The organism is Chitinophaga oryziterrae, from assembly GCF_009758125.1.
Lineage (GTDB): Bacteria > Bacteroidota > Bacteroidia > Chitinophagales > Chitinophagaceae > Chitinophaga > Chitinophaga oryziterrae.
In genome coordinates this window covers 210,465-236,172 of sequence record NZ_WRXO01000006.1, presented here as the reverse complement: position 1 = coordinate 236,172, position 25,708 = coordinate 210,465, and the positions used below count along the sequence as shown (strand labels likewise).

The 25,708-nt window shown below is 43.0% G+C and carries 23 protein-coding genes; 11 read left to right on the top strand and 12 right to left on the bottom strand.

The window, feature by feature from the left end:
• Positions 1–48: 48 nt before the first annotated feature.
• Positions 49–2,436, top strand: coding sequence for a glycosyl hydrolase family 95 catalytic domain-containing protein (locus GO495_RS20760; protein WP_157301646.1), 2,388 nt, complete (start codon positions 49–51; stop codon positions 2,434–2,436).
• Here GO495_RS20760 and GO495_RS20755 read toward each other — a convergent pair.
• Both GO495_RS20755 and GO495_RS20750 read right to left on the bottom strand, forming a co-directional pair.
• Positions 2,414–3,637 (bottom strand): NRAMP family divalent metal transporter, encoded by a 1,224-nt coding sequence (locus tag GO495_RS20755; protein ID WP_157301645.1) that lies wholly within the window; start codon positions 3,635–3,637, stop codon positions 2,414–2,416. The genes GO495_RS20760 and GO495_RS20755 overlap by 23 nt on opposite strands.
• Positions 3,638–3,641: 4 nt before the next feature.
• Positions 3,642–4,121, bottom strand: a complete 480-nt coding sequence (locus tag GO495_RS20750; RefSeq protein ID WP_157301644.1) for a DUF421 domain-containing protein — start codon at positions 4,119–4,121, stop codon at positions 3,642–3,644.
• 94 nt (positions 4,122–4,215) lie between these two features.
• Between GO495_RS20750 and GO495_RS20745 the strand changes: the two genes are divergently transcribed.
• A complete protein-coding gene (locus GO495_RS20745; protein ID WP_157301643.1) occupies positions 4,216–4,524 on the top strand; it encodes a DUF6496 domain-containing protein in 309 nt (102 codons plus the stop codon).
• 30 nt (positions 4,525–4,554) lie between these two features.
• Here the strand turns inward: GO495_RS20745 and GO495_RS20740 are convergent, their stop codons facing one another.
• Complete coding sequence (locus tag GO495_RS20740) at positions 4,555–5,985, bottom strand: L,D-transpeptidase family protein (protein WP_157301642.1); 1,431 nt, start codon at positions 5,983–5,985, stop codon at positions 4,555–4,557.
• Positions 5,986–5,994: 9 nt separating this feature from the next.
• Positions 5,995–7,716 carry a DNA polymerase III gene (locus GO495_RS20735; protein ID WP_157301641.1) on the bottom strand — a complete coding sequence of 574 codons (1,722 nt, stop codon included), beginning with the start codon at positions 7,714–7,716 and terminating at the stop codon, positions 5,995–5,997.
• Positions 7,717–7,873: 157 nt separating this feature from the next.
• Here GO495_RS20735 and GO495_RS20730 point away from each other — a divergent pair, with 157 nt between their 5' ends.
• On the top strand, positions 7,874–8,698 hold the full coding sequence (locus GO495_RS20730) for a universal stress protein (RefSeq protein ID WP_157301640.1): 825 nt from the start codon (positions 7,874–7,876) through the stop codon (positions 8,696–8,698).
• Between the two features lie 30 nt (positions 8,699–8,728).
• Here the strand turns inward: GO495_RS20730 and GO495_RS20725 are convergent, their stop codons facing one another.
• A complete protein-coding gene (locus GO495_RS20725) occupies positions 8,729–9,961 on the bottom strand; it encodes a PAS domain-containing sensor histidine kinase (RefSeq protein WP_157301639.1) in 1,233 nt (410 codons plus the stop codon).
• A gap of 204 nt (positions 9,962–10,165) precedes the next feature.
• Here GO495_RS20725 and GO495_RS20720 point away from each other — a divergent pair, with 204 nt between their 5' ends.
• The 7 genes from GO495_RS20720 (at position 10,166) to GO495_RS20690 (ending at position 18,586) form a co-directional block, all read left to right on the top strand.
• The gene (locus GO495_RS20720; RefSeq protein WP_157301638.1) at positions 10,166–11,119 is read left to right on the top strand and encodes a 1-phosphofructokinase family hexose kinase; all 954 of its coding nucleotides are present in this window, start codon (positions 10,166–10,168) and stop codon (positions 11,117–11,119) included.
• Between the two features lie 106 nt (positions 11,120–11,225).
• Complete coding sequence (locus tag GO495_RS20715; RefSeq protein WP_157301637.1) at positions 11,226–11,405, top strand: YtxH domain-containing protein; 180 nt, start codon at positions 11,226–11,228, stop codon at positions 11,403–11,405.
• 39 nt (positions 11,406–11,444) lie between these two features.
• A complete protein-coding gene (locus GO495_RS20710) occupies positions 11,445–11,879 on the top strand; it encodes an Hsp20/alpha crystallin family protein (RefSeq protein WP_157301636.1) in 435 nt (144 codons plus the stop codon).
• A 151-nt stretch (positions 11,880–12,030) separates the two neighbouring features.
• Positions 12,031–12,867, top strand: a complete 837-nt coding sequence (locus GO495_RS20705; protein ID WP_157301635.1) for a universal stress protein — start codon at positions 12,031–12,033, stop codon at positions 12,865–12,867.
• Between the two features lie 11 nt (positions 12,868–12,878).
• Entirely contained in the window at positions 12,879–13,718 is an 840-nt protein-coding gene (locus tag GO495_RS20700) for a universal stress protein (RefSeq protein WP_157301634.1), read from the top strand.
• Between the two features lie 7 nt (positions 13,719–13,725).
• Positions 13,726–16,125: a phosphoenolpyruvate synthase gene (gene ppsA / locus GO495_RS20695; RefSeq protein WP_157301633.1), complete on the top strand. Its 2,400-nt coding sequence runs from the start codon at positions 13,726–13,728 to the stop codon at positions 16,123–16,125.
• A 13-nt stretch (positions 16,126–16,138) separates the two neighbouring features.
• On the top strand, positions 16,139–18,586 hold the full coding sequence (locus GO495_RS20690) for a cation-translocating P-type ATPase (protein WP_157301632.1): 2,448 nt from the start codon (positions 16,139–16,141) through the stop codon (positions 18,584–18,586).
• Here GO495_RS20690 and GO495_RS20685 read toward each other — a convergent pair.
• The 3 genes from GO495_RS20685 to GO495_RS20675 form a co-directional block, all read right to left on the bottom strand.
• Complete coding sequence (locus tag GO495_RS20685) at positions 18,583–19,641, bottom strand: response regulator (protein WP_157301631.1); 1,059 nt, start codon at positions 19,639–19,641, stop codon at positions 18,583–18,585. The genes GO495_RS20690 and GO495_RS20685 overlap by 4 nt on opposite strands.
• A gap of 223 nt (positions 19,642–19,864) precedes the next feature.
• Complete coding sequence (locus GO495_RS20680; protein WP_157301630.1) at positions 19,865–20,701, bottom strand: universal stress protein; 837 nt, start codon at positions 20,699–20,701, stop codon at positions 19,865–19,867.
• A gap of 28 nt (positions 20,702–20,729) precedes the next feature.
• Positions 20,730–21,212: a hypothetical protein gene (locus tag GO495_RS20675; RefSeq protein ID WP_157301629.1), complete on the bottom strand. Its 483-nt coding sequence runs from the start codon at positions 21,210–21,212 to the stop codon at positions 20,730–20,732.
• Between the two features lie 156 nt (positions 21,213–21,368).
• On the opposite strand from GO495_RS20675, the gene GO495_RS20670 reads away from it, so the two are divergent.
• Entirely contained in the window at positions 21,369–21,575 is a 207-nt protein-coding gene (locus tag GO495_RS20670) for a YgaP family membrane protein (RefSeq protein WP_157301628.1), read from the top strand.
• A 55-nt stretch (positions 21,576–21,630) separates the two neighbouring features.
• Here the strand turns inward: GO495_RS20670 and GO495_RS20665 are convergent, their stop codons facing one another.
• From GO495_RS20665 to GO495_RS20650, 4 genes are all read right to left on the bottom strand, one after another.
• A complete protein-coding gene (locus GO495_RS20665; RefSeq protein ID WP_157301627.1) occupies positions 21,631–22,095 on the bottom strand; it encodes a pyridoxamine 5'-phosphate oxidase family protein in 465 nt (154 codons plus the stop codon).
• Between the two features lie 81 nt (positions 22,096–22,176).
• Positions 22,177–23,820 (bottom strand): glycosyltransferase, encoded by a 1,644-nt coding sequence (locus GO495_RS20660; protein WP_157301626.1) that lies wholly within the window; start codon positions 23,818–23,820, stop codon positions 22,177–22,179.
• A gap of 74 nt (positions 23,821–23,894) precedes the next feature.
• Positions 23,895–24,548 carry a BON domain-containing protein gene (locus GO495_RS20655; protein ID WP_157301625.1) on the bottom strand — a complete coding sequence of 218 codons (654 nt, stop codon included), beginning with the start codon at positions 24,546–24,548 and terminating at the stop codon, positions 23,895–23,897.
• A gap of 98 nt (positions 24,549–24,646) precedes the next feature.
• Positions 24,647–25,690 carry a baeRF3 domain-containing protein gene (locus tag GO495_RS20650; RefSeq protein ID WP_157301624.1) on the bottom strand — a complete coding sequence of 348 codons (1,044 nt, stop codon included), beginning with the start codon at positions 25,688–25,690 and terminating at the stop codon, positions 24,647–24,649.
• Positions 25,691–25,708 lie beyond the last annotated feature (18 nt).

Sequence of the window (25,708 nt, the reverse complement as noted above, 5' to 3'; positions counted from 1 at the left end):
GTACAAATTTAATGCTTTTACCAATGAGATTTGTATTTTGGGAACGTTATGAAAAAATTCCTCATACCCATTTTACAACTGCTGTTTTTAACCAGCTTCGGCCAGGCTGCGAAACATCCTCTCATTTTTAATAAACCCGCTCCCGGTTTTTTTGATGGCGCCCTTTTAGGAAACGGTGCTATGGGCGTAGTGGTAACTACCCGGCCTGATGCGATCGTCCTTTACTTCGGACATAATAACGTGTGGGATATACGACTTGCAGAAGAGCATAAGGAAGAGCTGAAAGACTTTAATTACGTGTTTAATAAGGTGAAACAGATCTCCGATACCCTCACTAACCTTTCTGATGATCCCTGGTACAATCAGTATAACCAGATGTCCGGTGATAATTATCGTAAAAAATACCCAAGGCCCTTCCCCTGCGGATCTGTGTTGTTAGGTTTTGACGGACGGGAAGTACAGTTGCTGGGGCATACACTGGATATCTCTAACGGATTATGTACCGTGCGGTTGTTAGCAGATCATAAAGAACTGGAGCTACGGATCTTTACAGAGATGCAACACGATGTACTGCAGATGAAACTGGTGGATAAAGCAGGACTTCCCCAACCTAATATTTTTGAACGGATCCGGGTAATGCCAGATCCTTCTACTCCGGCGGAATTTCCTGCTTATGCCGTAAAGGAAGATTTACCCGAAGGTGAGCTTTCTTTCAGCCAGGTATTGCCCTCTGCTGACAACAGAGAGAATAAAGCATTTAAGCTGCATGTGAAAGTGAATCAGCCATTGGAGAAAACAAGCAGGACCAACTGGAACGGGAATAAGGAAGAGATGAAAACCCTGGAAGCGGCGTTGCTAAAAAAAGACAATTTTTCAGCACAGGTGCTACTGCTGGAAGGGAAAGAAGATGTTGTGATCAAACAGGCAACAGGAAAGACTTTCATACCCGATTTCAATACCACCTTTGAGAAGAATGTAACTGTATGGAATGAGTACTGGAGTAAATCTTCCGTGCAGTTAAGTGATAAATTCCTGGAAGAACTCTGGTATCGCAATCTTTACTTCTTTAATTGTGCGGCAAAGGACGGCGCTGTCTGTCCGGGGTTATTTGCCAACTGGAGTTATAACAATATCGGTACGGCATGGCATGGGGATTACCATATGAATTATAATACCCAGCAACCTTTCTGGATGACCTTCAGCAGTAATCATCTCGAAAAAAACCTTCCTTATGTGAACCTGATAGAATCCCTGATGCCGGTAAGCCGGAAATGGGCAAAAGAATATTATGGTTTACCCGGGGCGTACTTTCCCCATTCTGCGTATCCGGTGAATATGACGATGAACCCTTATCCTGTTCCCGACTGGGGATGGGAAGTATGTGAAACACCCTGGGCCGTGCAGGGGTTATGGTGGCATTACCTGTATTCGGGGGATACCGCCTTTCTCAGAAACAGGGCTTACGAGCCTATTAAAGCTGCTGTGGAGTTCTTAGCAGCGTATATGAAACGGCCGGATGCTCATGGTGGTGATCGCTGGGCAGATAAAGACTATCACATCTTCCCTACTATCCCTCCTGAATTATATGGCCTGAGACCAGGATTTAAATATAATTACGACTGTTCAGTTGATCTTACTTTAACTAAGTTCGTTTTTAATGCGTTCAAAGAGGCCACGGGAATCCTGAAAATACATGAACCTTTACTGGCCGATGTGGATGAGATACTGGCACATTTCCCTGCTTATCCTACAGCCCGTTCCGCTCAATACGGGTATGTTTATGTGTCTGTGCCAGGAGAACACGACAAAGTGGTTTATAACGTCCCTAATGCGCTTATAACGGTATTCCCCGGAGAGGATCATGGCTTGCATTCCGATGATACGACTATGCAACGATTAAAGAATACGTATTATAACCAGCAGAGTGAAGGTGGGAATGCACTTGTATTTATGAACCTGCAGGCGGCAAGGATAGGGATGCTGGATATTGAGCGTTTTAAGCGGCAGGTACAATATGCGTTGTTACCTGATGGAACAGCGACGGATGTGGTAATGCAGGTGCATGGGCGGTATAATGACCAGACAGATTATATGTATATGGCGCATATGGGCATCTGGTTCGAGAACTTTGCTTTGCCGGTAGTGATCAATGAATGTTTAATGCAGAGTTATGATGGGGTGATACGCTTATTTCCTAACTGGCGTACCGACGGGCGTTTTACAAACCTGCGGGCAGCCGGCGCATTTTTAGTGAGCGCACAGCAGGTGAATGGTCGTGTTGGGAAAATAAATATCCTTAGTGAAAAAGGAAATGAGTTAAGGGTGATGGTCCCCTGGAAGAAAGGGGCCCTTGTGAACGGGAAAAGAATAACCACTTCCATGCTTATACTGAAGACTTCACCGGGACAGGTGATCACACTATCTGAAAATATATAAGGCAGCCGGCAGCGGCTGTCATGGAAATAAAGGTGATCCAGCCGAGGATATTTGACCAGGGTTTGTTTACATATTCCCCCATCACGGTTTTGTTGTTGCTGATATGCAATATAACGAGGACCATGACCGGGGCTGTTAAACCGTATAGTACGGCGGTGTAAAACAGGCTTTTAACAGGACTGACACCTATATAGTTAGTTGCCAGTGCTATGAGCATAGACAGGATAATGATCCCATAAAAAGGTTTTGCCTGGTAGAACTTTTTATCAAGTCCTTCTTCCCAGCCGAAGGTTTCGGCCACCATATAAGACAAGGAACCACATAATACGGGGATAGCCAGTACACCGGTGCCTATTACGCCTATTGCAAAAAGGAGATAGGAGAACTCTCCTGCAATGGGCCTTAACGCATTGGCAGCCTGCTGTACAGTATCGATCTGATGTTTCCCGTTATTGAAAAGTACGTTTCCACAGGTGAGGATGATAAACATCATAACGAGGTTAGATGCGAACATTCCGCCGGTTACATCCTCTGTTATATCTGTCAGCACTCTTTTATCCACTACCAGGTTTTTATGGTCTTCAGCTTCCATAGTGGCCTGCCAGAAAAACAGGTACGGAGAAATAGTCGTCCCTAAGATAGCGACCAAAGTGGTGATATAATCTTTGGAGAAGCTGATATGAGGGATGAAGACAGCTTTCAGTACCTGCGACCAGTCTGTTTTAGTCAGGAATGGAACGATGAGGTATACCAGTAAGACCAGGCACGCATATTTGAGTATACGGGCTATTTGCTGATAAGAAAAGAAGATCATACTAATGATGATCAGACCTGTGAACCCTACGGTAAATACATAAGAAGGGACGGAAGGGATGATCATGTTTGAAACGGCTCCCATACCGGCGATATCCGCGCCTATGTTTAAGATGATAGCAGGGAAACTGCTCAGTAACATCAGGTATAGTATCCATTTTGGATAATGTGATTTCAATGTACCGGTTAAGCCTTTTGAGGTAACGGCCCCTATCCTTGCGCACATTTCCTGTATGGCCGCCATCATAGGGAAAGTGATGAGGGCTGTCCATAACATACCGAAACCGAACTGTGCGCCTGCCTGGGAATATGTAGTAATACCGGATGGATCATCATCGCTGGCGCCGGTTATCAATCCGGGGCCGAGCTTCTTTAAAAAGTTTTTCATTCAGCTATTTTGTAATAAAGCTTATTCTGCCGTTTGTTTCCATATAAGCTTTTTCAATGTGATCCAGTGAAGGTTCCTTTATTTCGAGCCTGAGACTTTCCATTAAGTCGGATTCAGTCAGGGCGGCTATGCTCATATTCTTCCAGAGTATATGTCCTGATTCATAAATCAATAAGGGCTTTCCTTTGATCAGGTTATTGATCCTTATATATCTTTCCGATAACCATGCCAATCCCCTGTTGATGCCTATCATTACGGCGGAAGCTGCTACAGTAGACCAATAAGGAGATGAACCTGCTATTCCCCGGGCAAGCACAGCACCTAACATAATAATAATGATCGTATCGAAAGCGGATCTTTTACCGAAGATACGCATCCCCCCTAAACGGATTAACAATAATGCGATAAAAAACATTACAAAGGCACGGACAGACATTTGCAGTATATCAAGCTGCTCCCCTTCTCCCCATAGAATGCTGGTCATATTACGTGAAATTTGAGTTGTGTCAACAAAAAAAGTACCAACTGGCGCATCTTTTGATACAAGTATTTCATTATTAATCTTTAAACTCCACGACATGGCAAAGTACTCAAAAAAAAGCAGTGAAAAAATTGAGAAGGTGATGAAGGAAATGGAAGCAGGGAAACTCAAAAGTGGTCGTAGCGGGAAAAAAGTAACAGACCGGAAACAGGCGATTGCAATAGGGTTATCGGAAGCGAGAGCCGAAGGTGATAAAGTACCAAAGATGGTTGCCGCTAAAAAGGCTGCGCCAAAGAAAGCGGCTGCTAAAAAAACTACAGTTAAGAGAGTTGCGCCTAAGAAAGCAACTGCTAAGATGGCTGCGCCCAAAAAGAAAGCTGCTACGCGTAAAAAAGTAGCGGAATAACTTACCGGCAGTAACGCTTTGTTACTGCCTTCATTTTATCTTATGATAAGTATCTTCAAAAAACCGGATTGTTCCAGCGTTATCCGGCCAGGCTATCTGGTATAATACAAATACGGGTACTGACTCATTCAGTTGCATTGTCAGAGGTTTTCCTGAGGGAGCGATACAGGTAGCTGCCAGCTCACTTATTTGATCTGCCCTTTCCGGTAGTACCGCTTTTGCCAATGCGGCCGCTTCCTCCACTCTCATACATCCATGACTGAAATAACGTTTATTATAGGAGAAGAAGTTCTTCCAGGGGGTATCATGAAGATATACGTCGTAAGGGCTATAAAAATTAAGTTTCATAATGCCCAGGGAATTATCGCAGCCATTCATCTGCCGGATCGTGTACGGAAAATTCTTAGTGTTCAGTGTCTTCCAGTCGATCTTATAAGGGTCCAGTATACTTCCCCCCTTGTCCAACACCTGGTAATTACCCGCTTCCAGGTAAGGAATACTTTTTTTGATAGCAGGTAATAATTCCCTGGTGGCGATTTTATGGGGTACTGTCCAGTAAGGGAACATCACCAGTTCCGTGATCCTGCTGGATAAGGTAGGTGTAGGCGTACCTGGCTTCCCTACTACCATACGGGAGCTCAACAATGTGCTGTCTCCTGCATACAGGAAAAGGTTAGCAGAAGGAACATTTACAACAACTATCTTTTTTGACTGCCTGTAGCAATTTAACCAACGGAATACATTAAGAGAGGATTGCAGTTCTTTTATTCTTTCTGTCAGTGGGACATTGAGTGCATTTATAACGTCCGGCCGTAGTCCGCCATCTTCATAAAACTCGAACATATGCTGCGCTTTGCGCAATTGTGCCCGCATTTCTTTTTCCGGCAAGTGATAGTCTAATGAGTCCAGGTACCCTAACTGGTAAAGTTTCTCTGTTAAAGGACGGTTGGTACTGTCTACAAGGTAGGAAACTATTGTTCCGGGATGTAATGTAGTATCGGCCAGCTCCCTTAAATACTGTACTATTTTCTTTTTGATGTTTATATATTCAGGACTGTCCGGCTCTACTTCTTTTAATAATTCACTGAAGGTATTTTCTTCTAATGCACGATAAAATTTACCGGGGATATCTACGCAGTTAGTCACCTCATTAATACCATTGAATTCCAGATGAGGGACCGTATTACCATAAGCAACATCATGGAAAAACTGAATGGCAGATAAGGTGATCGATTTATCCGTATTAATAGAATCTTCTGTAAGCGGCTTTTCGTCCAGCGATTGCAGGAGATCAAAATTATAAGCATTTTTATCCAGTCCTAATGAGTCACATTGTTCCAGGTACTGTAAAAGGATATTGCGGTTTGTCTTACATTGTTCCGGCAGCCAAAGCATTTTGCTTTGGGCATAGGTATCAGGTATAGAAGAGAAAACCAGCCATAATATGAATATATATTTCATTAAACGTAATTATCGATTTTCTATGGCCAATGCATTCTGACGTGCCAGCTTAAATTGTTCGATAGCATCCCAATGCATCGTATTCAATACATTTGCACGGCTGCACCCTCCACGCCGGGCAATTGTTACTCCCAGTTGTAAATAATCGCATTGTGCCAGGGTTTCGGCACAACTGCTGATGGCAAAATACACCTTTTTCTCTATTGCCTTTTTTACCAGTTCATACCGCAGGTCCATCCTGTAAGGGAGCGCATTAATCTCTAATGCAGTAGCTGTAGCAGCAGCCTTTTGGAACAGTTCTTTCCAGTTCACCATAGAAGGAAGCCGTTTTCCGATTATCCTGTTGGAAGGGTTACCGATGCAATTCACCAGCGGATGCTCACAGGCCGCCAGCAACCGGCTGGTAATATCTGCGTCTAACCTTTTATAGGTAACTGCCGTTACCCAGTCGAATTGTTGCAATAGTTCATCAGGTAAGTCCAGTGTACCGTCCGGTAATAGCTCTACGGTCACCCCTTTCTTTAGAAAGTTCCATCCCAGGTCGGCATTGGCCGCGTCGATCATATGCAGCCAATCCCTGTTATTCCCGTTATGGAAGTATTCACTATTCTCCGTAACCACTAAATACTCATAATGAGGAAAAACTTTCGTCACATAATGCGTCATCGTATGCAGACCGTCACTCGTATGATGATCTGCATACAAACGCATATCTCCCTTTATGTTGTGGCGGGTAATTAATTCGGGCAGCATATGCCGGCACGCCTGGTTGATCTCTTTTCCGCCTTCCCTGAGTTCGGGTGGAATATATTGGATATTCAGTTTTTCGTAAATACTTTCTTCTGTTTTTCCTGCCACATAAGTTTCGGTAACCGTTTCAAAAAGCCCATCCCTGTTCAGTGTATACCCCTTTTGTTCTGCCAGTAACTCGAGGTGTGCTATGTGGTCTTTTGAACCTGTATAATACAATAAAGCCGCCCCGAAGGAAGGCTCTGTGGCCATCCTGATATCCAGTTGAAGGTTATTGTATAATATAGCACAGATCCGGTTCCAGCCAGATCCCACGACACTCTCAATATGTGGTAGCTGCAGGAAGTACACCAGAAATTCCTCCCGGTTGCGTTCCGCTACCTGGAGGACAATATCTATATCCGCTATCGTGTCACAACCTCTGCGCAGGCTACCGGAAAAAGAAGCATTTTCCACACCGGGGATCTGTTTCAGCGAGCTGAGAATTTCATTTCCTTTTGAAATGGCATCCCATAGTAATATTTTTGATTCGGGGTCCTTATGTAGTTTCAGGCTCCGTTTCAGATGTTCTATTTTCTGAGGGTTCAAACCTGTAACCTCATTCAGCTTCCCCGCTTCTATTGCGGAGGTCAGTTGCTCAAGGTTGTCTATATGTAATTGTTCATGCAGCGCTTTTACGATAGCAGGTCCAAAACCTTTTATTTCCAGCAATTCCAGTAATTCCAGTGGTACTTTATGTTTAAAACGCTGGTAATGGCTGATAGTACCTGTTTCGAGGAATTCCTTTATTTCATTACGGATTACATCTGTGAAACCAACTTCTTTTTCGGGTACAGCACTAATGTCTTCTTTCAGTTGATGTAAGGTTGCAGCTGCCCTGTCATAAGACTTCATCTGATCATAATGATCGTTCCCAAGATACCTGTAACAAGATGCGATCCGATGAAAAATATTAGCAATAGCAGTATTACTATTTGTCATATTAAAAGGGTTTGTATAACAAAGGAACATCTAATATAACAGGGATTCAATGAGCAGCATCATCAGAAAAGCTGATCCCAATCAATCGTATACTAACTGTATGATCATTGTATGGCACAGAATCTGGGGATAATTTTGAGATATAAACCCACTTAATATGAAAAAGATATTATTATCCTTCGATGGCAATCACTTTTCTCCCGCTGCATTTGAGTTTGCCAGAAATATGAATACTTATGAACCCATCCTGCTAACAGGTGTATTTCTGCCACCGGCAGATTTCACAGGTTCCGAGAGTTATGCCTATGTTGGCAATGCTGCGTACCTTATTCCATTAGTGGAGAACAAGGACCCGAAACTTATACAGGAAAGTATAGATAAATTTGAAGAGCAATGTCTGCAGAACGGGATAGAATTCCGTGTACATCAGGATAGTTCCGCCTATGCATTACAGGAATTAAAAAGGGAAAGCCGTTTTGCGGACCTCATGATCATTGGCAGTGAGAAATTTTACGAGAACCTGGGACTGGAAACGCCTAATGACTACCTGAAAGATGCATTACATAATACTGAATGCCCGGTTATTGTTACCCCCGAAAACGTAGTATTTCCGGAGAGTGTTGTACTGGCTTATGATGGCAGCAAATCATCTGTATATGCTATCAGGAGTTTTGCCGCTTTATTTCCCCAGTTATGCCATAAAAAAACGATTCTGCTGTATGCGGAGCAAAAATCAGGGGAAGGTATTCCACAGGAAAAGCTCATCAGGGAATTTGCTACCAATCATTTTGATGATATCATCTTCCATGAGATGGATGCAGATCCTAAAAAATATCTGAATACATGGCTGAGTGAGATCGATAAGCCGATCCTTGTTTCCGGCGCCTATGGCCGGTCCGGGTTATCACAGACTTTCCGCCGGAGTTTTATAACAAATGTAGTGGAACGACATAGTGTACCGGTGTTTATTGCGCACAGTTAATTTTTTCAGGCAAGGGCCGGGGTTGCTTTTTCAGCCGGCCCTGTTTTCGCTGTTAAATACTATAATGAACGTTGTACCTTTATTCAATTCACTTTCTACTGTAATGTTACCTCCCATCAGTTCCACATATTTCCCGATAATATGTAATCCAAGCCCTGTACCCTGGATGTAGGTAACATTGGCCGCCCGGAAGAAGCGTCCGAACAGTTGAGGCTGATCTTCGGGAGGGATACCCATTCCATGATCTTTTACTTTCAATACCAGCGACCCGCTTTCATATTTTGTATCGATATGGATACTGCTTTCTTCCGGTGAGAATTTTATGGCGTTGGAGATCAGGTTGGTCATGATATGCCTTAACAGGGATGGGTCCAGCTCTATTTCCTGCTCCCCTTCATGCACGTATCTGACTTCCTGTTTATGCTTTAACAGGCTATTCATTTCCTCTACAATATTTTTCAGATAATCGCAGATATTAAAAACAACATACCTCACTTCTACCCTTCCTTCCTCAATCTTTCCTACGGACAGGAAGTCATTCAGGATATCTGTGAGAAGGTTAACGGATGTACTTATTTTTTTTAAATGTTTTTCCTGTTGCTGCAGGTCGCCATTTTGGGCATATTTCGAGATCAGGAAAGTAGAGGAAAGAATAGCGCTGAGTGGTGTGCGGAACTCGTGGGAAGCCAGGGACACAAACCTGGACTTTAGTTCATTCAGTTGCTTCTCTTTATCCAATGCGATGCGCAATTCCTGATCTTTTGCTTCTATTTCACGCATTTGTTCTTCCAGTTGCAATACGATCTGGTTGAGGGACGAGGTCCTTTCGGTCACTTTTTCTTCCAGCTCAGCATTCAATTTCTTTAAATCATCTTCTGCTGCTATGCGGTTGGTGATATCGCTGACAAAAGCGATCACATAACGTCTGCCTTCCGAGGTATAGGGGCCCAGACTTACTTCCACCGGGAATTCTGTTCCGTCACGGCGTGTACCGAACAGGTTGAGGCCGGCCCCCATCACGCGGCTGCGCGGATGCTGCTGATAATCTGTACGGTGATGCACATGCTTTTCCCTGAATCTGGATGGCATCAGTACTTCTACATGCCTGCCAATAATCTCTTCCGGAGGATAACCAAACAGTTTCAGGAGGAAAGAATTGGCCTGCAGGATCCTGCTTTCTTCATCAGTGATGATTATACCAATTGATGCCCCATTAAATAAGGCATCAAACCCGATCTCTTTTGAAGCTTCAAAATCTTTCATAATTCGTATTTAGTATTTAAGACCTAGCTGGCACATGATCAAAACATACTAAAAAGCTATATGTGAATTATAAATATAGCATTTTAAGATTGTTGGAACAAACAAACTTAACGATGACCATTGTACGTACTTCCAATGACCAGGATCATTGATCGGCTTAATGAATTGATTGATCTTTGTAGAGTTCACTTAAATACCACAGCTATGAACCAGATCATCACCATCACTTTCAATCCCGCCATCGACAAAAGCACTACTATCCGGTCACTTCTTCCTGAGAAAAAACTAGCCTGTACCGCCCCTGTATTCGAACCCGGAGGCGGAGGCATTAATGTAGCCAGGGCTATTAAGAAGCTGGGGGAAAAGGCTACCGCGGTTTATCTCTCTGGAGGGTATACCGGGAAGTACCTTTCCCAGCTTATAGAGGAAGAGGGTATTCTTTCCATTAACATTCCGATCAAAGAACATACCCGGGAAAATCTGGTGGTAAGGGACACGTCTACCAACCAGCAATACCGTTTCGGAATGCCAGGTCCGGAGGTTACTGAATCTGAATGGAAACCTTGTCTGGACTTGTTAAAGAAGTGCACCTCTGATACATTTATCGTAGTAAGTGGCAGCCTCCCTCCCGGTATGCCCCCATCTGTTATGGGAGAGATCGCAGCGATAGCCAAAAAGCAGGACGCCAAATTAATAGTTGACTCGTCCAGTGACGCCATAAAACAAGCCTTAAAAGGGGGAGTATATCTGCTGAAACCGAATCTGGCAGAATTAACCACTTTAACGGGTCATGATAATCTGATGGAAGATGACATTGCGGCCGCAGCACGTTCGATCATAAGAAAGCGGCAAAGCACAGCAGTTGTAGTATCCCTTGGTGCATCAGGAGCACTTCTTGTTACCTGCGATGAACAGGTATTAGTACCTGCCCCTGTGGTAAAAAGTATAAGTACGGTCGGGGCCGGCGATAGTATGCTTGCTGGTATTGTACTGAAGTTAGCCAATGGTGCAGGATTCCTTTCAGCTACCAGATATGGGGTAGCCTGCGGGACGGCCGCAACTTTAAATCCCGGTACTGCACTTTGCAAAAAAGAAGATGTTGACAGGCTGTATCAACTGGTCCTCAATAATGCGGCGGTAACGATGAGTACCTGGTGATGAAAATCAGCATAAGATTTGAGGATGATCATTGATGCCGGTTTTTATATGCTGTAATTTGGTGTTCTTGTTTTGATCCCCGATTCTTCACATTAAAATACTATATATGGAACGTAGTAAAAAAAACATGGCATTGCTGGCAGCCGGAGCAATTATCGGTAGTGCGGCAGGTGTATTATTTGCTCCGCGTAAAGGTGCAAAGACCCGGAAAAAGATCTTAAAAACTTTACAAAAGAAAAGAGAAGATCAATGCTGTGCTGAAAAAGATGCAGAGGAAAAACAATAATTCGATTATTCATTTAACATAAAAAACAAGGAGGTAACTATGTCTAAAGAACTAACAAAAGCGACTACCCTGTTTCCAAGTGTAGTTGATGATTTTTTTAAACCCTGGAAAGACCTGTTTGATTTTAATGGAGGGCGTTCCTGGGCTTCAGCCACCGTACCTGCTGTAAATATCAGCGAGGACAAGGAGTTCTTTAAAGTGTCAATGGCGGCACCGGGAATGAAAAAAGAAGATTTTAAAGTAGATGTAAATGGTGATATACTTACCATTAGTGCAGAAAAAGAAGAAAAAGAAGAGAACCTGAGCCGTCAGGAATACAATTATACCAGCTTCTCACGCAGTTTTACACTTCCTCCTGCCGTAATAAAAGAAAAAATAGAAGCGCAGTACCAGGATGGTGTATTAAAACTGACATTGCCTAAAACAGAAGAAGCTAAAAAGGCTACTGCAAGTTTGCAGATCGCTATTAAGTAGTAGTTCCTGCTTTAAATATAGCCGGCAGGGGTGAGTCAAATCACTTTTGCCGGCTTTTTTTCTATTGATACAGATCATTATTATCAGTGACCCAACTCATCGGAATAACGTAGCTCACAGCCTATCTTTGGTAACATAAAAACCCTCTCTCATGGAAAAGATACTTTTTGTAACTGATGCGATAAAGTTAAATACAAAGATGCTCGATTTCGCCGCATTTATTTGTAATCTCTCTAAGTCAAAACTAACAGGTGTATTCCTGGAAAACCAGGAAAATGAACTCCGCCCTGCAGATATGATCGCGCAGTCGGCGGCGATGTGTGGCACCAGCATAACGGATGATATCAGCGTGGTCAAAGAACATTGCTGTAAAGATAATATAGAGCAATTTCAGGAAGCCTGTGCAAGAAGAGGAATTGATTGTACAGTACACCGCGACAGAGGCAATCCTGTACAGGAAATCATTACGGAAAGCCGTTATGCTGATCTGCTCCTTTTGGATGTGGAAACCTCCTTTCTGCCTGAACAGGAACCCATCCCTACAAGTCTGGTAAAAGACGTGCTGGCCGATGCGGAATGCCCTGTTATCATTTTGCCGGTTACCTTTGAAGGCATAGAACAACTGGTATTCACACTTGACGGACAGCCTTCATCCATCTTTGCGATCAAACAATTTACATACCTGTTCCCTCAGCTGAACGAACAACGGACAGTCGTAGTAAGTATCAATGAGGAAGAAACGATCCCCGAAGCAGAAGAACGTTATAAGCTGAAAGAATGGCTGCATATGCATTATAAAAACATTGAGTTCGTCTCATCACCGGGAAATGTAAGAATAGGCTTACTGGAGCTTGTATTACAGCGTTCAAAAGCATTCATAGTAATGGGAGCATACGGAAGGAATAAGCTCTCTAATTTCCTGCATCCGAGCCATGCTGATCCTGTACTAAGAACTACCAATCAGCCGGTCTTTATTGCTCATCATTAAACTACGATCATATGAAAAAGATCATTGCAGCTTTTGACGGGCTCAAGTTCTCTCAAAGCACTATTGAATACGCGGTTCAGCTGGGATTACAAAATGAGGCCCATATTGTGGGCGTTTTCCTGGAAGACGAGACCTATAGCAGCCGGAGCGTATATCAGCTCTATAATGAAAAAGAGGATTCCTATCTGACCTTAAAGCAACTCGCAGAGCAGGACCTCAATGAAAGGGACCAATCAGTTGCAAAGTTTGAATCTGCCTGCCAGCAGGCCGGATTGAATTATACTATACATCGTGATAAGGGTATTGCCCTGTCAGAGCTGGTGCATGAAAGTATTTTTGCGGACCTGCTGATAATAGATGCGAATGAAACACTTAACCGTTATACGGAAGCACCTCCCACACATTTTATCAGTGAACTGCTGACCCAGGTGCAATGCCCTGTATTGCTTGTGCCAAAGCACTATACAACGGTGAGGAAAGTAAATCTGCTATACGATGGTACACCGGTTTCGATATATGCTATAAAAATGTTCAGCTACCTGTTACCTGTATTGAATGACCTTCCGACCGAAGTAATAACAGTTAAAAGCAATGAGGCAGATCTTCACCTGCCTGATAATAAACTGATGAAAGAGTTTATGAGACGGCATAACGATCAGGCTGCATATACCGTACTGAAAGGCCAGCCCGAAATAGAGATTCCGGACCATTTACGGAAACAGGGTACTGAAATACTTATTGTACTGGGTGCTTATCAACGGAGTTTTGTATCAAGGTTATTCCGCCCCAGCATGGCAGATATACTTGTACAGGAATTACAATGGCCTCTTTTCATAGCACATAATAAATAATCAGAAAATGGAATCCTTTATAAAAACATTCTCTCAGATCAGTATCAAAGATGTTGGTACTGTAGGTGGAAAGAATGCATCATTGGGAGAAATGTATAATCTGCTTGCATCAAAGGGCATAAAAGTACCAAACGGATTTGCGACGACGGCATTTGCGTACTGGACCTTCCTGGACTTTAATAATCTTTGGGAACCATTACAAAAACTGATGCAACAACTGGACCATAAGAATTATTCAAATCTGAGACAGGTAGGCGCCATCGCAAGAGAACTGATCCTGAAAGCAGAAATCCCTGATATAATAGTAAAAGACATTACTAATGCCTATAAGCAGTTGTGTGGTGCTGCACCAAAGCCTGTTGCCGTGCGCAGCAGCGCTACGGCAGAAGATATGCCCAAGGCCAGTTTTGCAGGACAGCATGAATCTTTTCTGAATATCAGCGGGGAAAAATCCGTCATCGATACTATCTTATTATGTTTTGCTTCTTTATATACAGACAGGGCCATTAAGTACCGGGAAGACAATGGATTTGAACATAGTAAAGTGGCATTATCCGCAGGTATCCAACTGATGGTACGCTCGGACATTGCGTCTTCCGGTGTTTGTTTTACACTTGATCCGGATACCGGGTTCAAAGATGTGGTACTTGTGACCGGCATATGGGGATTGGGGGAAAATATTGTACAGGGAGCTGTAGAACCGGATGAGTTCTACGTTTTCAAACCAACATTATCTCTGCATAAAAAAGCCATCATACGGAAAAAAACAGGCAGCAAAAGTAAGACCATGTGTTATAAAGCCGATTCCGCTGAAATACAGAATATTGATACCCCGGAAGATAAAAAGCGGCAATGCGTACTCGATGACAATGAAATAACACAACTCGCGCAATGGTCGTCCGACATAGAACAACATTACAAATGCCCGATGGACATAGAATGGGCAAAGGATGGTATTGACGGACAATTATATATAGTACAGGCAAGACCGGAAACAGTGTATTCACAGCAGCAGCAATATACCGCTGCCCAATACATCTTACAAAAGAAAGGGGATGTACTGGTACAGGGTGAGGCTATCGGTACAAAAATAGCAACGGGTATTGCCAGGATACTGCAATCCCCTGCCGATGCCTGGCAGATAAAACCCGGGGACATCGTTGTGACCAATTCGACCAGTCCCGACTGGGACCCGGTCCTTAAAAAAGTAGGCGCTATCATCACCAATACAGGAGGACGTACCAGTCATGCCGCTATCGTAGCCCGTGAACAGGGAGTACCTGCTATTGTAGGTACAGGCAATGCCACTGAAATCATAAAAGACGGCATGTCAATAACGGTATCCTGCAGTGAAGGTCAACAAGGATTTGTGTACAAGGATATATTACCTTTCCGTAAAGAGACCATTGACTACAATAGTGTCGTTCTTCCCAAAAAGACCGCAGCCATGCTCATTATGAGCGATCCGGACCTGGCATTCAAATTATCCTTCCTGCCTAATGACGGTGTAGGGCTGTTACGCATGGAATTTATCATTAACTCTTTCATCGGTATCCATCCAATGGCATTGGTCAGGTACAATGAACTGGAAGATCCGGCAATTAAAAAACAGATCGATTTAATTACACAGGCCTATTCAGGTAAGCAACAGTATTTTATTGAACGTTTATCTCAGGGTATTGCCACTATTGCAGCAGCTTTTTATCCGAAAGAAGTGATTGTAAGAATGAGTGATTTCAAAACGAACGAATATGCTTCCCTTATAGGAGGTAAACAGTTTGAACCTACAGAAGAAAACCCTATGCTGGGCTTCCGGGGAGCATCCCGTTATTCTCATCCGTTATACCGGGAAGGTTTTGGCATGGAGTGTGCCGCCATTAAATACATCCGGGATGAAATGGGATTGACAAACGTAAAGGTAATGATCCCGTTCTGCCGTACTGTAGAAGAAGGAAGAAAGGTCATAGAAGTAATGGCAGAGAATGGACTTAAAAGAGGAGAAAACGGACTTGAAATATATGTAATGGTAGAAATCCCTTCCAATGTTATACAGGGTGAAGCATTTGCTGTTATTTTCGATGGATTTTCCATTGGCTCGAATGATCTTACACAATTAACGCTTGGTATAGACAGGGATTCCAATCTTGTAGCCGGATTATTTGATGAACAGGACCCTGCCGTACTTGAGTTGATATCCGAGATATTGAAAAAGGCCAGGAAAGCGGGTAAACCTATTGGTTTCTGTGGACAGGCCCCCAGCGACATTCCTGAGATCGCGACTTTCCTTGTAAGACATGGCATTAACAGTATTTCTTTCAACCCGGACGCATTGCTGAAAGGAATAGAAAATATTAACAATGCAGAGCGTGAAAGTATATTTCAGGTTATACAGGATATCGTTCTATAATAATTAACCAGTAATGATCGTCAACAAAGTAGCAACAGGTTTAGGGCCCAAACAGGTCCTGGAACTCCGGGAACGATATGGAAAGAATATTTTTCAGGAAAAGCATACGGGGAAATTCTCTGTTATCATTCTTGGTGTAATACGCGAGCCCATGTTTCTGCTGCTGGTAGCAGCATGTCTTATTTATTTCATACTGGGGGATATTGCGGAAGGTATTACCATGCTTTCCGCCATGTTGCTGGTATCTGCCATTTCTGTATACCAGGAAACAAAAAGCAGCCGTGCGCTGGAAGCACTGAAGCTGTATACCGCACCCAAAGCAATCGTGATACGGAATGCCAGGGAAGAAATAATTGACACCGAAGACCTGGTGCCCGGAGATATATTGTTGCTGGCTGAAGGGGACCTGATCCCTGCAGATGCGGAGATCATTACCGCTAATGACCTTACCGTAAATGAATCCGTCATGACCGGAGAGGCCATGCCTGTTGCTAAGGACACCGGGCTCTTATACCAGGGAACGTCGATCAATACCGGTAAATGCGTCAGCAGGGTGACGGCCACCGGCAACAATACAGCACTTGGTAAACTGGGCAAGGCCATCAGCACAAATGAAACGACCAGGACCCGCCTGCAGGTGCAAATGGGACATACTGTTACCAGACTCACTATATTCGGTATCAGTGCTTTCATTATTATTTGCGTACTTAACTTTATAAAAAGCCGGGATATCACCGGCAGTATACTCCTGGGATTAACACTTGCAATGGCCGCCATACCGGAAGAGATCCCCGTAGCTTTTTCTTCTTTTATGGCACTGGGGGCCTATTATATGGCAGGTAAAGGGATCATTTCAAGGCACCCGCAGACAATTGAGAACCTGGGCGGAGTAAGTACGATTTGCCTGGATAAAACGGGTACCATTACTGAGAACAGGATGGAAGTAGTGATGATCTATGATCATCTCAGCGGAGAGCTGACCGATAAAGGTTCCGTTTTACATTATGCAGCGCTGGCCAGTGAGAAGCATCCGTTCGACAGTATGGAAAAAGCGATCCTTGAGGCATTCAACGCGCAGGATAGCAGCGGGAGTACATTGCCCGCCATGGTCCATGAATATCCGCTGGAAGGCAGACCACCCATGATGACACATGTATATGCAGCCGGTACCGGTTTCACGGCAGCGGCTAAAGGTGCGCCGGAGAGGATCATGGGTGTTTGTAAGCTGGACAAGGTTACGATTGAAAAGGTAAATACACATATTCAAACGATGGCATCCAAAGGCTACCGGGTACTGGGAGTAGCCAGCGCCATGCATGAAGGTCCTTTTCCGGAAAACCAGGATAACTTTAACTGGCATTTTGAAGGATTACTGAGTCTGTATGACCCGCCGAAGGCTAATGCAGCCAACACCATCGGGCAACTGTATGCAGCAGGGATCGCAGTAAAACTGATAACAGGGGATTATCCTGAAACGGCGATAAATATTGCAGAAAAAACAGGGTTTAACAATTATCAGCGATATACTACCGGCGAGGAAATAATGGGCATGACAGATGAGGCACTTCATAAAGCAGTCGGGGATATTTCGATATTTGCGCGCATGTTCCCGGAGGCAAAGCTACGGGTAGTGGAAGCGCTGAAAATTAACGGGGAAACGGTAGCCATGACCGGAGACGGAGTAAATGACGGATTAGCGTTGAAAGCAGCAGACATAGGTATTGCGATGGGTAAAAAAGGTACTGAAATAGCAAGACTGGCATCGGACCTGGTGATCATAGATGATAATCTGGAAAAAATACCTGAGTCAATTATGCAGGGCAGAAAGATCTATAACAATCTTAAAAAGGCCATCCGTTATATCATTTCCATTCATATTCCCATTATACTAACAGCTACTATTCCTCCACTGCTTGGCTGGAAATATCCCAATATCTTCTCTCCTGTTCATATTATTTTCCTGGAGCTCATTATGGGTCCTACCTGTTCCCTTTTTTATGAAAAAGAACCGGTAGAATATAACCTGATGCGGCTGCCTCCAAGAAAAACAAGCAGAAGTCTGTTCAATTCAAATGAAATGATCATCAGTATTGTACAGGGGCTGATCATCGCAGCAGGGGTACTTACTTTATACAATATATCCATGGGGTATTATTCACTGGAAGAAACGCGCACCCTTGTGTTCACCTCGCTTCTCTTCAGTAATATTTTTCTCACATTTACAAACCGCTCCTTTACAGAAAATATTACAAAGACGATGAAGTACCATAACCCGCTGGCCCCGGTGATCATCGCTGTTTCACTGGTGTTTATAGCGATCATCCTGTTCGTACCGCCTGTACGTACATTATTCGGGTTAGCGACGATCTCTCCTTTTCTATTCTTTCTGTGCCTGGTAACAGGATTTGCAACTGTGGCCTGGTTCGAGGTATATAAAACCAATTTACCGGGACCCGGTTAGTTTAACATGCCGGCCATCCTTTTACTGTCTGTAATGAAGATTTCCCCATCTTTAATAGTTATTAATTTCTCATCCCTGAAATCGCCCAGTGTACGGATGAGGGATTCTTTCGCGACACCGGCAATGGCTGCCAGGTTATCCCGGCTAATATCGATACTGAATTTTTCGCTGTCTGACTGGTTATATTTCCTGGTGATGAACATAAGTGCATCAGCTACTTTCTTCCGTAATGAACTATAAGCAATATTCAGGAGCTGCATTTCCTTTTCTACAATATTACTGGCAAGGAGCCGTACAAACCGCTGTAAAACCTGTACATTGCTATGGGTCAGTTCTTCAAAATCCTTGCGTGGGATGATAGCCAGTTCAGTTTCTTCTATTGCATCTGCATTCTCTTTATAAACACTGTTTTCCAGTAAAGGAACATATCCTATAAAATCACCTTCTTTATATATTGCAGTGATCAGCTCTTTTCCATCCTCATTACGACGGTAGGTTTTTACTTTACCTTTTACGATAAAATAAAGACAACTGGGGTGATTACCTTCGGTGTATACAGATTGTTTCTTTTTATAATAATTAACATTACGTTCTTCCTTCAGTGTATAGAGGGCCTCCTTTCCGGAAGTGGCAGATAACAATATCTGCATGCCATCAATACCAGTGGATATATCTTTCTTCAGTAAGGCGGATTTCTTCAGCCTGCATTCAATGGCGTTCAGTAAATCGGTTGCATCAAAGGGTTTTGTAATGTAATCATCTGCTCCCGCGTCCATTCCTTTTCTCATATCAGCACGCTCTGCCTTTGCCGTCAGGAAAATAAACGGGATATTACTGAGGTGCTCTTTTTTGTGTAACAGGTGAATAACGCCATAGCCATCCAATACAGGCATTGTAATATCACAAACAATAAGATCGGGATGGGCTTCTTCCGCCATTTGTACGCCGATTTTGCCATCGGAAGCGGTCAGGACTTTGTAATTGGCCATTTCCAGAATTTCAGCTGTGTTATCACGGATATCTTTATTATCTTCTATGAGTAATATCGTGGCCATATAAAGAAGATTTTAGGTATTAAGTGTCTTAAAATAATTCCGGAGCCATTAACAATTACAAAATTACACTTTTGTCATCTTATTCAACAAATTTATTAGAAATTATAACACAATAACATTCAGTATTTTAAATACACACTCCATCAGTACAATCAATAGATTTTTATAATAAAAAAAGTGCAGGAAATCCTGCACTTTAATTTAATATAGAAGAATGTAAAAATTAATAATGTGTGATAAATACAGGTAACGGAGATAAGTCCAGGAATTGTTCTGCCATGCTCTGATGGAAAAACCGGGATACGGCCCCTCTTCCATAAGCGCCCATTACCACCAATGTATTGGCTTTCTTCATCAGGATATTAAACAGCTCTTTTTCAGCCGTCCCTTTTATTGTTTCAACATTTACATACCTGTAATTATCTGCCAGCCATTCTCTCAGCTTGCAATTCGTCGCCCTTTTCCATTCATTGTCGTCACTCACCTGTAATGCCGTTATTTTAGTGTTTTCAAGTCCGGGTAACAGATAAGTCAGTTGTTTCATAGCAAATACAGCAGATGCAGACCCATCATAACAAAGAATGATTTCGTCGATAGGTTCATAAATAGCCGGTGCAATTATAACCGGGCATTCTGCATTAGCGAGCAGCGACCTGGTGAGTTTATCCCGTTCATCTTTCTGATGATGTCTAATATCTGCCGTGGTGTCTAATATGATCATATCTGCCAGGCGGCTTTCTTCGATCAGCTCTTCTGCTGTCACCTCATTTTCTTTGAACAGATGATAGGGAATGCCTCTGCTTTCGCATATTTCGGTGAAAAGCTGCTGCTGTTTCTGCACTTCAATGACATAGGATTCATTTACTGACAGATCAGACTCCACAATAGATTCCACATAGGCCGATCCATACACCTGTTTCAGCGCAGGTTCTTTCCCATATGGTATAGCATGCGGAAAAACAGCGCTCAGCCTGGCCTGTGTGAAACCAGCCATATAACAGGCAAAAGAAATCGTATTATGTGTATTTCCTCCATTTAGTATAACTAAGATCTTTTTCATGATTGTGTTTTTATAAGAACAAAGGGATTTAATAATTAAGCCTTAAAAATAATGTGAACCAGGATTTCCTTTTTTCTTCCCTTAACAGGATCCCACAGGCCAGTGCAAGTATTACAGTACAGGGAAAAGAAGAACCTGCACCCAGCGGAGCTATTGCCAGCAGGAATATGATCGCTCCCACCAGGGCAATGCTCTCGTACATCCCCTTCATAGCAAGCCCTAATCCTATCATTAACTGGCCTGCCGCGATGATTATAACATAAGTTGTAATATGAAGGCTGAAAGGGCCCCGGATAAAATCCTCATATACAGGTAGTGCTGCAAGGCTTTCATATACTTTATAAACATCAGGATTAGTAATTGCTACGACAGTATTAATAATTGCTGCTGCTATAAAAATAAGTGATATCAGCATTCTGCCGAATATGGGTTTAGCAAGAACAATGATCAGGATCAGTAAGCTGATCAGGTTAGAGATGATGAATGGCTGGGAGAAAATATTACCTCTCATAGCAGTAGGATTTAAAACAAATTTACGCTCCCTTTTCTTCCGGATAAATGACCTTCATTAACGGCCGGGAGATTCAGATCATTTAAAGCCCTGACCGCCATCAATGTTTCCCCGCAATTATGTATTTACCTTTATTTCATCATCAAAAAAAATACCATGAAACTAAATATGGGTAAAGCAGATCGCATCATCCGCATATTGCTGGCATTAACAGTTGGATATTTATATTATGTAAAGATGATATCAGGTACATTAGGTATAGTACTTATGATCATTGCCTTTATATTTTTAATTACCGGTATCGTAGGTAGTTGTCCGTTATACACTTTATTTGGTATTAATAGCCGCCGGCACGCGCATTAATAAGGCTTGCCATGTGGCAAGCCTTATTTTCCTTATACTTATAGCATTCCCGACACTATAATATCGTTCTTTCGAATTTCCCCTTCTTTTCTTCGATATTGATGCGAAATACGATCGTTCTTATTACTTCCGGCTTATAAACCTCAGCAGTATCCCGGCCTTCCATATGAGGGATCCTGGCCGTTTCGCTTATGGTAAGGTGCATGAGCCGGCTTACCAGGAATTTCATTGCGTAATATCTTTCTTTTTCGGCTGTGATCTCTTCGTAAAAACCCCAGGCTATGACACTGGACCAGTTGCTCATATCTGTCATTTCATCCACTTCAAAACAAACATTGGGGTTCTTCCTCATCATTGTAATTTTCGTTCCTTCCTTTGAATGTGCGATCACATGTTCCCCGTTATAAGCATAACTAACAGGTACTATACACACTCTCTCCCCATTATGGTAACCGATACGTCCCGTCACATTCCGGAACAACACCTCGTCTATTTGTTGTTGTGTTAATGAACCTAACATATCAAGGGTTTTAGCTTATACAAATTGACATTATTACATGATATATAACAATGACCTAAATTGGTTTTCAAATGATTGATATCATTTTGCTACTGCAGCCTTTACTTTTTTCTGCAACGCAAAGCTGTATGCTTTCATATACCATTCAATTTGGGCATCCCAAAGGAAATGTTTGCTGATGGCCTCAGCGGCCTGCTTTATAACTATTCTCTTACTTTCCGGGAATGCGGCATAAGCCCTGATGATATCGGCAATTTTTTGTGCTGCCTGCTGATCATTTTCGTCGTTCCGTTCCACTATGTACAATCCGTTCCCATTATAGCCTGGTAACTTCTTTACAGCTATGCCAAAGCCAGACAGGTTGGTTGTAATAGCCGGCACATGAAAGGCAAGGCTCTCCATGGGGGTATATCCCCATGGTTCATAGTACGAAGGAAAGACAGAGAGATCGAAACCAGGCAGTAAATCATAATAGGACAGATTTAAAATACCATCCCGGCCCTCCAGGTATGCAGGCACAAACAATACTTTCAGATTATTACCCGGTGCGTTATCGATGCCTCTGAGACGCATCCGCCTGCAAATAGGATCTGTATCTTCCCCCACTAACTGATGCGTGAGTATTTCGCCGGTAAGCGGATGCCGCATGTCCGGATGTTTCAACCGTTCCAATAACTCCGGTCTCGGGCCTGTATCCCAGGCAGGTACAAATATGACCACCACGATACTGTTTTCGGGAGGTACGGCCCTCAAAAGTCCAAGGCTATCAATAAGTATATCAATTCCCTTGTTCCTGAATTCATACCGGCCGCTCTTGATCACCAGAAGGCTGTTTTCGGGCACTTCCTGTTGCAGTAATGCTTTTACCACCTGTAAAACGCGGGTCCGCGCCTGCGCCCTTTTAACGTCAAATACGGCCGGTTCCGGTACGATAGCACTGTCGAATCCGTTAGGAGTAATAAAATCGGGTTGTTTATCCAGGAACTGTATGCATTCTCCTGCGGTAAATTCGCTTACACAGGTAAAGCAATCGGCATTCACCGCTGCTGTTTTTTCCAGAGAATGTTTTGATACCACCCGGTATCCGGCAGCGACCTGATCACCTGTTTGTTTTTTGAAAAGGCTGTAGAACGGCTGATCACTGCCAGCCAGTGTTCTGCCGGCAACGGTAGCATGTGTAGTGAAGACGGTAGCGATTTCAGGTACATACTCTTTAAGGTATAATACACCGGCGCCTGTCATCCACTCATGGAATTGTGCAATAACAGTTCCGGACGCCTTCAGCTGGTGGTGGTAAAAACTGCCAATGACCATACCCGCAGCATAGCCGAACAAGGCGGGATTAATATAGTCCCACTGGCCACTAAGTGAATCCAGTCCGTATTTCAGCCACAGGTGACCAAAAATGTCATTCTTTCTGGTATATAAATAAGTAAAGTCGGTCAGTATGACCACCGGCCGGCTGGGAATATTCCAGTAGCCCAGCCGCACGTGCAATCCATCTTTCAATGCCTGTTCTTTCCATGCAGGGAAAAGGTTGCTATCCTCTATAAATTCCGGGGAAATTTCAGTATCCTTTTGTAGTTCCGGGCCTATCATGATAAAATGATCATCCCATTTTTGCAGCAATCTTGCCTTTGTATATATTACGGTATGGATGCCTCCTACTTTGTTACAAACCTCCCAGCTGGCTTCGAAAATATAATCGGGTCGTAGCATTTCCATGTCTTTAAGTTAAAAAGCAACAGACAGGAAATCCCTGCCTGTTGCCTTATGCAAAAATAGCCCTCCCTCATTGTTCATGGTGCTATAACAAGTTCATCCTTTACGCTCCATACGCCCGGAGTAGCCCATACGGCCCTTTCTACTTCCGAACGTTCACTCCAGGAGCGAACTTTACCTTTCACGGTAATGCTACGTCCTTCCGTAATAATATCGATGCGGTCTGCTTCTACATCGGCGATACGTTCCAAGGCTTTTTTAATATGATCTTTTACGATTACGCCTGTAGGTCCCGGTCTCAGTTGTACCAGGTTACTGACTCCGCGTACGCCTTGTAAATCTTTCACGGCATTGACAGCAGCATCTTTCTGGTATTGCCATTCCAGTTCACCATCCAATGTTATCCATCCGTTATCCACCTGTACTTTTACATGACCGGCAGGTACGAATGTGTTCCAGAGAAGCGCATCCATTGCAGCCTTGGCAATGTCTTCGTCCGTTCTTTTCTCTTCGGAAGATAATTTAATATGGATATCCACTGCCACTGCATTTACATCTTTTACACGTTTAGCAGCTTTTTCCGCAGCCAGTTTTTTACTGTAACTGTTTACGTTACCGCTTAATGTAACTACCCCTTCCTTTACCGATACACCAATCTCTGCTGCCTCGAGGGCAGGTTCCCATAACAGTTCGTCCATAACGTCCTGTTGTAACTGAAGATCTGATTTCATGATAAAATATTTTAAGTGGTTAATTGATTACTACCCTAAATTTAGACTTATAACATGCGCCGGACAATGATCACGAGAGAAAAAAACAATGATCTTTGTCATTCTGTGAGCAATACCATCCGGTGATACTTATCCAGCGATCCATTCTTCAGAATAATTACTTCTCCATTTTCTTCCAGTACGATCCTCATGAGTTCATTCACTACATCGGAAATGATGCGGTATGTTGTATGAGGAGGTTTTATATGAATGCCTCCATCCGAGCTTTCCTGATAAGCCGGTAATGCATAATCCTTTTCGACCAGTAGAATTATCCCTTTTCCAGCCACTGCAGCCCGCCATACTTCCCGGATGTCAGAGATTTTGTTCAGCGCCCTTTTTGCCAGCCATTCGCCTGCCAGCACTTCCTTATGATTGTCCAGCCAGTCTCTCATTAATGGCCATGCGTTTTCTTCGAGTACAGAAAGCGGCTCATCAATATAGTTACCTGTAATGTTACCTACTATATGTGTCCAATGATTTGTTATTTCATGAAACTGCATAAGGTGTTTTTCCGGCCCCGATAAAACAAGTAATTTTTCTCCCAGGTAATGGGACAATTTATTATCTGCCGCCAGCAGGAAATTTTTCACCTTGTTTTTATTCAATGCAACCGTATCTTTTATCTGTATGCTTCCGGCATATGCCGGCGTATATTGTTCCAATGAATAAGGGAATCTTTTATCTTCTACTTTCTCTAACTTATTAAGCTTCCCTTTATATAAATTAATTAAGTTTTCTGAAACCTGCAATACATAATACTCTACTTTATAATAATCCAGACAGATCAATTCCTTTACCCAGAAGGATTCTCCAATGTGAATTTTTTCTTTGACCATAAAAGGGAATACGGCCAGCTTAACAAACCCCTCCGTAATATAAATCCCTATCCCCTGCTGATACATGGGGTATTGTAATTTGTGCAGCGCTACCAGAAATTTTCGTATTTCATCTTCAGAATAAATTCCCTGCAACAGGCATTCTACTTTTTCAATGGTTTTGTTCACCTGTATTTTCACAGACACTTTATCCTGAAATGGTATAATGATAGAAATACAGGTCTTTCCTTTTTCCTGTGCGCGAAATAATTCTGAAGGGGACATAACGGGTGCTTTTATACC